General features: G+C 72.4%; 7 protein-coding genes. All 7 read left to right on the top strand.

Features of this window, described 5'->3' with window-relative positions; translation table 11 throughout:
• Positions 1-277 precede the first annotated feature (277 nt).
• The 7 genes from rimO to ACFSVL_RS00590 all read left to right on the top strand — a co-directional run bounded on the left by rimO (position 278) and on the right by ACFSVL_RS00590 (position 7,200).
• A complete protein-coding gene (gene rimO, locus ACFSVL_RS00620) occupies positions 278-1,726 on the top strand; it encodes a 30S ribosomal protein S12 methylthiotransferase RimO (RefSeq protein WP_378299297.1) in 1,449 nt (482 codons plus the stop codon).
• Entirely contained in the window at positions 1,723-2,370 is a 648-nt protein-coding gene (gene pgsA / locus ACFSVL_RS00615; protein WP_378299295.1) for a CDP-diacylglycerol--glycerol-3-phosphate 3-phosphatidyltransferase, read from the top strand. Before rimO ends, pgsA begins: the two co-directional genes overlap by 4 nt.
• Positions 2,370-2,834 (top strand): CinA family protein, encoded by a 465-nt coding sequence (locus ACFSVL_RS00610; protein WP_378299293.1) that lies wholly within the window; start codon positions 2,370-2,372, stop codon positions 2,832-2,834. The genes pgsA and ACFSVL_RS00610 overlap by 1 nt, the downstream gene beginning before the upstream one ends.
• Positions 2,835-2,934: 100 nt before the next feature.
• Positions 2,935-3,387, top strand: a complete 453-nt coding sequence (locus ACFSVL_RS00605) for a helix-turn-helix domain-containing protein (protein WP_378299291.1) — start codon at positions 2,935-2,937, stop codon at positions 3,385-3,387.
• 254 nt (positions 3,388-3,641) lie between these two features.
• Positions 3,642-4,496 (top strand): PspA/IM30 family protein, encoded by an 855-nt coding sequence (locus ACFSVL_RS00600; protein ID WP_378299289.1) that lies wholly within the window; start codon positions 3,642-3,644, stop codon positions 4,494-4,496.
• A 34-nt stretch (positions 4,497-4,530) separates the two neighbouring features.
• Positions 4,531-5,523 carry a phage shock envelope stress response protein PspM gene (gene pspM / locus ACFSVL_RS00595; RefSeq protein WP_378299287.1) on the top strand — a complete coding sequence of 331 codons (993 nt, stop codon included), beginning with the start codon at positions 4,531-4,533 and terminating at the stop codon, positions 5,521-5,523.
• Positions 5,524-5,898: 375 nt separating this feature from the next.
• Complete coding sequence (locus ACFSVL_RS00590) at positions 5,899-7,200, top strand: allophanate hydrolase-related protein (protein ID WP_378299286.1); 1,302 nt, start codon at positions 5,899-5,901, stop codon at positions 7,198-7,200.
• The last annotated feature ends 64 nt before the right edge of the window (positions 7,201-7,264 follow it).

Below are 7,264 nucleotides of genomic sequence, written 5' to 3'. Positions count from 1 at the left end.
AAACGGTCATTTCGCCACGACCTTCGTCCTATGTGGACGGTCGGAGGCCGGGCCGCCCTGCTTAAGTCCTTGGCATGACAACCAGCGCCGCCCAAGGGGCCCCCTTGCGGACGACCGCTCAAGCCGCGCCCGCCCGGGCCGACGCGTCTCAACCGGCCCGTTGGCACCACCGCAAGCCCCCGGCATTGGCGGAGTGACCCGGCCGGAGGAGGCCGGTTCACCGCACTGGGCGACGCCGTCGCGGGGCCATCCGAACGCGACGGCTACCCTGAACGTCGTGCCTTCTCCAGCCGCTGACTCCGCTCGTGCCCGCCGTGTCTCCCTCGTGACCTTGGGCTGTGCCCGCAACGAGGTCGATTCCGAGGAGCTGGCGGGCCGGCTGGCCGCGGGCGGCTGGGAGCTGGCCGCCGAACCCGAGGACTCCGACGTCGTCGTGGTCAACACGTGCGGGTTCGTCGAATCGGCCAAAAAGGACTCGGTCGACACGCTGCTCGCCGCGTCGGACACCGGCCGCAAGGTGGTCGCAGTCGGCTGCATGGCCGAGCGCTACGGCAACGAGCTGGCCGACAGCCTCCCCGAGGCCGACGCGGTGCTCGGCTTCGACCACTACGCCGACCTGTCCGCGCGCCTCGACGACGTGGTCGCCGGCCGCGCGATCGCCGCGCACACCCCGTCCGACCGGCGCAAGCTGCTGCCGATCAGCCCGGTGCAGCGGCCCGCCGCGGCGGCCGAGGTCGAGGTGCCCGGGCACGCGCAGCACGGCTGGGGCCCGCGCGTCCTGCGCACGCGGCTGGACGACGCCCCGGTCGCCGCGCTGAAGATCGCCTCCGGCTGCGACCGGCGCTGCTCGTTCTGCGCGATCCCGTCGTTCCGCGGGTCGTTCGTGTCCCGCCAGCCGGAGGAAATCGTCGCCGAGGCGGCCTGGCTCGCCGAGAACGGCGCGAAGGAACTGTTCCTGGTCAGCGAGAACTCGACGTCGTACGGCAAGGACTTCGGCCGCGACGGCACCCGCGCGCTGGAGCTGCTGCTGCCGCGCCTGGCGGAGATCGACGGCATCGAGCGCGTCCGCGTGTCCTACCTGCAGCCCGCCGAAACGCGGCCGCAGCTGGTGCAGGCCATCGCGACCACGCCGGGCGTCGCGGACTACTTCGACCTGTCCTTCCAGCACTCCAGCGAGCAGGTGCTGCGCCGGATGCGCCGGTTCGGCTCCACCGACTCGTTCCTCGCGCTCACCGAGCAGATCCGCGAGTACTCGCCGGAGGCGGGCATCCGCACCAACGTGATCGTCGGCTTCCCCGGCGAGACCGAGGACGACCTCGCCGAACTGGAGCGGTTCCTCACCGGGGCCCGGCTCGACGCGGTCGGCGTGTTCGGCTACTCCGACGAGGACGGCACCGAGGCCGAGACCTTCGACGGCAAGCTCGACCCGGCCGTCGTCGCCGAGCGGGTCACGCGCATTTCGGCGCTGGTCGAGGAACTGACCGCGCAGCGCGCCGAGGACCGGATCGGCACCTTCGTGGACGTGCTGGTCGAGCACGACGGCACGGACGGCGACGACGCGGTCGGCCGCGCCGCCCACCAGGCCCCCGAGGTCGACGGCGAGTGCGTCATCCTCGAGGACGAAGAAACCAAGCCGCTCGCGGTGGGCGATCTCGTCCGCTGCGAGGTGGTCGACTCCGCGGGCGTCGACCTCGTCGTCCGCCCGGTACCGGACGCCGGCCGGTGAGTGCCGCGCCCAGCGGGGCAGGCGAGGGCGTGCCCTCGGCCGCGTCCGACGGCGGCGCGCAGGTGCCCGAGGCCACTCCGGTCCCGACGCTGAACCTGGCGAACCTGCTCACCATCTCGCGGCTCGTGCTGGTCCCGCTGTTCGTCGTCGCGCTGTTCACCGGCGACGGCGACGACACCACCTGGCGCGCGATCGCCACCGGGCTGTTCGCCATCGCGTCCGCGACCGACCAGGTCGACGGCTGGGTCGCCCGCCGCTACGGGCTCATCACCGACTTCGGCAAGATCGCCGACCCGATCGCGGACAAGGCGCTCATCGGCGCCGCGCTGATCGGGCTCAGCGCGCTGGGGGAGCTGTCCTGGTGGGTCACGATCGTGATCGCGGTGCGCGAGATCGGCGTGACCCTGCTGCGGTTCTGGGTGATCCGGCACGGCGTGATCCCGGCCAGCCGCGGCGGCAAGGCGAAGACGATGGCCCAGATCCTCGCGATCGTGACCTACCTGTTGCCGCTGCCGGACGGCGCGGACCCGGTGCGCTGGGCGCTGATGGGCCTCGCCGTGGCGCTGACGGTGATCACCGGCGTCGACTATCTCGTCCGCGCGATCCGGCTGCGCGCGGCCGGCCGCCGCGCGATGGGGTCTTGATGGCCGAGGCCCGCGAACTGGTCGCGACCCTCACCCGTCGGGGGGAAACCGTGGCGGCGGCGGAGTCGCTGACGGCCGGTCTCGTGTGCGCGACGCTCGCCCAGGTGCCGGGAGCCAGCGCGGTCCTGCGCGGCGGCCTGGTGGTCTACGCCACCGAACTGAAGACCGCCCTCGCCGGGGTCGACGCGCAGTTGCTGGCCGAGCACGGAGCGGTGCACCCCGAGGTCGCCGCGCAGCTGGCCAGCGGCGTGCGGGAGCGCTGCGGAGCGACCTGGGGGCTCGGCCTGACCGGGGTCGCCGGGCCCGATCCGCAGGACGGCGTGGCCCCGGGGACCGTGTACGTCGGGCTCAGCGGACCGGGCGTGAACACGGTGCGTGAGCTGGCCGAGACCGGTGACCGGGACACGATCCGGACCGCATCGGTGCGCGCCGCGTTCGCGCTGCTCGGGGAACAACTAGACTGAAAACGGCGTTCGCCCTTGGCGTACGTACGTGTCAAGTCCTGCACTCGGGGCGCCGCTCTGGGTAACGTAGGAGGCACCAGTTCGGGAAGGGAGGCGCGTGATGACCGTGCTGTTGCGCGAGGCGATCGGTGATCGGCTCCGTCATGCCCGCACCAACCAGCGTCGGACGCTGCGTGACATCTCCCGCGCCGCCCGGGTGAGCCTCGGCTACCTGTCCGAGGTCGAGCGCGGCCAGAAGGAAGCTTCCAGCGAGCTGCTGGCGTCCATTTGCGAGGCGCTGGAACTGCCGCTGGGCGAGCTGCTGCACAAGGTCGCCGCCGACGTGTCGGCCCTCGACAAGGTCGAGGTCGCGCCGGTGGTCGAGGACGTGGAGACCGCGCCGCGCGAGACCGTGCCCGACCGCGGCGAGGCCGGGTTCGAAGGCGGCCGCCTTGTTTCGGAGCTGATCGGCGACGACCTCTCCGACCTGCGGCTGCAGCCCGCGCCGCGGATGAACACCACGCTGCGGACCACGATCGGCGCGCCGAAGCTGGCGTCCACGATCGCGGCGTAACGCGAGCATCGCATCGCTGCACGGCCCCGGGGAACGCCCCCGGGGCCGTCGGCGTGCGCGGGGTCCCCTCCGGGCCGGGTCCGGGCCGCCGGTCAGGGCTGACCCTGAATTCCCCCGGGGTCGCCTGGAACGGCGGAGGCCGACCTGACACGATGGAACCCAACGCCGGGGTCGGTACGTTGTGCGACTAGGGGAGCGACGCCCCGCCCCGAAGCAATCAGGGCCCGTGGGACGCAAGAAGGCAGGCGGAGGAGATGGCCAACCCGTTCGTGAAGTTCTGGAAGTACATGATGGCGGCGTTCTCGTCGAAGATCGACGAGCACGCCGACCCGAAGGTACAGATCCAGCAGGCCATCGAGGAGGCGCAGCGCAACCACCAGGCGCTGACGCAGCAGGCCGCCTCCGTGATCGGCAACCAGCGGCAGCTGGAGATGAAGCTCAACCGCCAGCTCGGCGAGGTCGAGAAGCTGCAGGCCTCGACGCGCCAGGCGCTGGTGCTGGCCGACGAGGCCCGCAGCCAGGGCGACGAGGCGAAGGCCACCCAGTTCGAGACCGCGGCGGAAAGCTTCGCCGCGCAGCTGGTCACCGCCGAGCAGAGCATCGAAGACCTCAAGACGCTGCACGACCAGTCGCTGCAGGCCGCCGCGCAGGCCAAGCAGGCCGTCGAGCGCAACGCGACGATGCTGCAGCAGAAGCTGGCCGAGCGCACCAAGCTGCTCTCGCAGCTGGAGCAGGCGAAGATGCAGGAGCAGGTCTCCGCCTCGCTGAACCAGATGAGCCAGCTGGCCGCGCCGGGCAACACGCCGTCGCTGGAAGAGGTCCGGGACAAGATCGAGAAGCGCTACACCACCGCGCTCGGCTCGGCCGAGCTGGCGCAGAACTCGGTGCAGGGCCGCATGATGGAGGTCCAGGAGTCGGCCACCCAGATGGCGGGCCACTCGCGGCTGGAGCAGATCCGCGCCTCGATGCGCGGGGATTCGGTCGCGCAGGTCACCGACGGCGGTGCCTCCGCGGGCGCGGCGGCGGCCAAGCCGGCCCCCGCCTCGGGCGACATCCAGCGGGAGATCCAGGCCCGCGTGCAGGCCGAACAGGGCAAGAACCCGGCCTGACCGGCCGGGCACGGGTAGCGCAGGGGGCGGGCGGATGACCAAGCGGCGGGACTTCAGCGAGTTCAACGCCAAGCTCGAAAAGCACATCGAGCGGTTGCCCGACTACGCCCAGCGCGCCCAGGAAAAGCTGCAGCGGTACTTCCCGCCGGCCGACGAGGCCGGCGGGAAGCCGCAGCAGAACGGCCAGACCCCGCCGCGGCGTCCGGCCTCGCCGCCGGTCCCGCGCCGTCCGTCGGCTCCCTCGGCCTCCGCGGCATTTTCCGCGGTCGCCGGGCAGGTGCCCGCGGTCGCCGACGTCCGCGCGAAGTGGCAGCGCTGGAACGAGCCGAGCGCGAAGCACCAGCGCCGGATCCGCCGCACCTCGCGCGTGCTGACCCTGTGGGTCCTGATCACGATCCTGCTCGGGGTCCTCACTGTCCTCACCGCCACCGGACTGCTCGGCGGGGCGGTGGCCGGCCCGGAGATCGGGCAGGCGGTGTTCTCCGGCTTCGCCACGCTGGTGTTCGGCACGTTCAGCGTCCGCACCGGGATGCGGTTGCGCGAGCTGAAGAAGACCCAGCTTCCCGCCGCGCCCAGCGGTCCGCCGCCGCTGCCCGCGGCCGGGTCCGCGGCGCGCGAGCCGATGGAACGGCTGGCCGAGTCGGAGGCCTCGCTGCGCGAACTCCTGCGCCAGCTTTCGGTGCCGACCTCGCTGGGCACCACCGCCGTTTCCGAGGTCTCGGTCGCCGACGCGCGCGCCACGGCCGACGAGGCCGCCCGTGCGCTGCGCGGCCTGGCGGACCGGATCCAGGCGATCGAACGCGGCCGCAATTCCGCGCCGGAGCGCGAACGTTCGGCGCTGCAGGCGGCGGTGGCGAAACTGCGCGAACAGCTCGACGACGGGATCGAAGGCTACGGCGGACTGGTCGCCGCGGCCGGTCGCGCGGTGGCGGCGAGCAGTGACGGGATGGTCACCTCCCGCGAAGCGCTCACGGACGCGACGGACCGGCTCGCCGGGCTGGCGCTGGCCCTGAAAGACCTCGGCTGACCTGCTGATCCCGCTCCCGCGGCCGGGTAATCCGCCGCGAAACGCCCGATCCCGGGGTGAATGTGGTCCGGGCGCGCGGTCCCGTGGCGACTCCGGGAATCGCGGCGGACGGGCGGAAACGCCGTCCTGATGGCCGAGTTTGGGATTCCGGTCGGCGCAACGGGACGCATCCGGCCGCGACGGTGCGTGAGTTTCCCCCGCACACCGCAACAATCGCGTAATCCGATCCTGCTGGTGACGGAAACGTCTGCGGTTTAACGTTTTTCCCATGAGGTCGGTGTTGGCACCCGCCAGGCCCGGCGTCGCGGGCTGAGGTTCGCGGCGCCGGACGTACACAGTGGACTCCTCCGATCCCGCCGAGGAAAGGACGCCCTCGTGACTACGCTCCCGCCGGAACCTGATCCTGTTCCCGTCCCTCCGCCCAGCTCGCACGAGCGGGTGCGCACCGCGTTCGAGCGGCTGGCGAAAGCCGACCGTCCCGGACTCTGGACCGCAGTGCGCACGATGGAGGAAGTGCTCGTCGAAGCGAAAACCGTTGACGAACGCGTCCACGCCGGAGAAGACCTCCCGCTCGCCGGAACCGTCTACGCGGTCGACACCGACGGCCCGCCGACCGCCGCGCGCCTGACCGACGCCGGCGCGGTCCTGCTCGGGACGACCGTCGCGGACCCGGAAAACACGGTCGTCGGCCTGGAGATCGTCGACCTGGTCCTGAATACGTCCGCGCGGGAGATCGCCGCTCCGCCCGGCGTGCTCAGCCTCAAGCCGACGCCGGGGCTGATCCCGGGGAAGACCGTTTCGGTGTCCGCGCAGCGCCTCACCACCGGCCAGCGGGCCGTCGCGGCGATGCTCGGCAGCCTGGACCCGGCAGCCCGCGAGTGGCCCGCCGACCTCCGCCTCGGCACCGGGCAGCGGCCGCGTCTTGGCATCCCCGACGCCGCCAGCCTCCCGCTGCCCGCGAGGAGGGCGTTCGACGTCGCTGCAGCGTCTCTGGAGGCTTCGGGCGCGGTGCTGGTGCCCGTGGACGTCAGCGCCGTCTACGGGGCCGGAAACGTGCTTGCGGCCCGCTCGCTGCTGGCGGACTTGGAGGCGCTTCTCCTGCCGACTGTCGATGTCCAGGAAGCGACGCTGAACGCCCTGGACCTCGCCGCGGTGACCGTGCCGGTAGACCGGCGGCCGTACGGGATCACCGTGGTGACAAGGGCGTTCGAGGACCAGATAGGCATCGACCTCGCCTCGGTGCTGACCGGCGAGCAGTCTCCGGATCCTTACCCGAGCGAGAGCGTCGACGTCGTGGTGTTCGGCGCGCACCTGTGCGGCCAGCCGTTGCACGACGAACTGCACGGGGCCCGGTTCGGCGGCCTGGTCCGGACCGCGGAGCGCTACCGGCTGGTGCTGCTCGCGGACGTCACCCCGCCGCAGCCCGGGGTGATCGCCGGTTCGGCCGGGGTGGACGGCGAACGCTGGCGGCTGTCCCCGGCGGCGTTCGGCCGGTTCGCGGCCGGGCTGGCGGCGCCGTTCGTGCTGGGCCGGGTCGAGCTGGAGGACGGGAGTTCGCCGCTCGCGGTGCTGTGCGAGCCCGCGGCCGCGGCGGGCGGCGAAGGTCTGGACCGGTACGCGTCGTGGCGGGGCTACCTGCGGTTCGTGAGCACCGGCGGGCCGCGGTTCCCCGGCTGACCCCAGGACGTGTCATCCCGCGGTCGAGTCCTCTCCGGTGCGTTGCCGGAGAGGACTCGGTGGG

The organism is Amycolatopsis silviterrae (assembly GCF_042684085.1).
Lineage (GTDB): Bacteria > Actinomycetota > Actinomycetes > Mycobacteriales > Pseudonocardiaceae > Amycolatopsis > Amycolatopsis silviterrae.
Note: the sequence above shows the minus strand (reverse complement) of the source record. Positions and strands in the feature narration are given on the sequence as shown.

Coding starts and splice junctions, on each gene's coding strand:
- ACFSVL_RS00610 (WP_378299293.1), top strand. CDS start 2,370: ATGGCCGAGGCCCGCGAACTGGTCGCGACCCTCACCCGTCGGGGGGAA.
- ACFSVL_RS00605 (WP_378299291.1), top strand. CDS start 2,935: ATGACCGTGCTGTTGCGCGAGGCGATCGGTGATCGGCTCCGTCATGCC.
- ACFSVL_RS00600 (WP_378299289.1), top strand. CDS start 3,642: ATGGCCAACCCGTTCGTGAAGTTCTGGAAGTACATGATGGCGGCGTTC.
- pspM (WP_378299287.1), top strand. CDS start 4,531: ATGACCAAGCGGCGGGACTTCAGCGAGTTCAACGCCAAGCTCGAAAAG.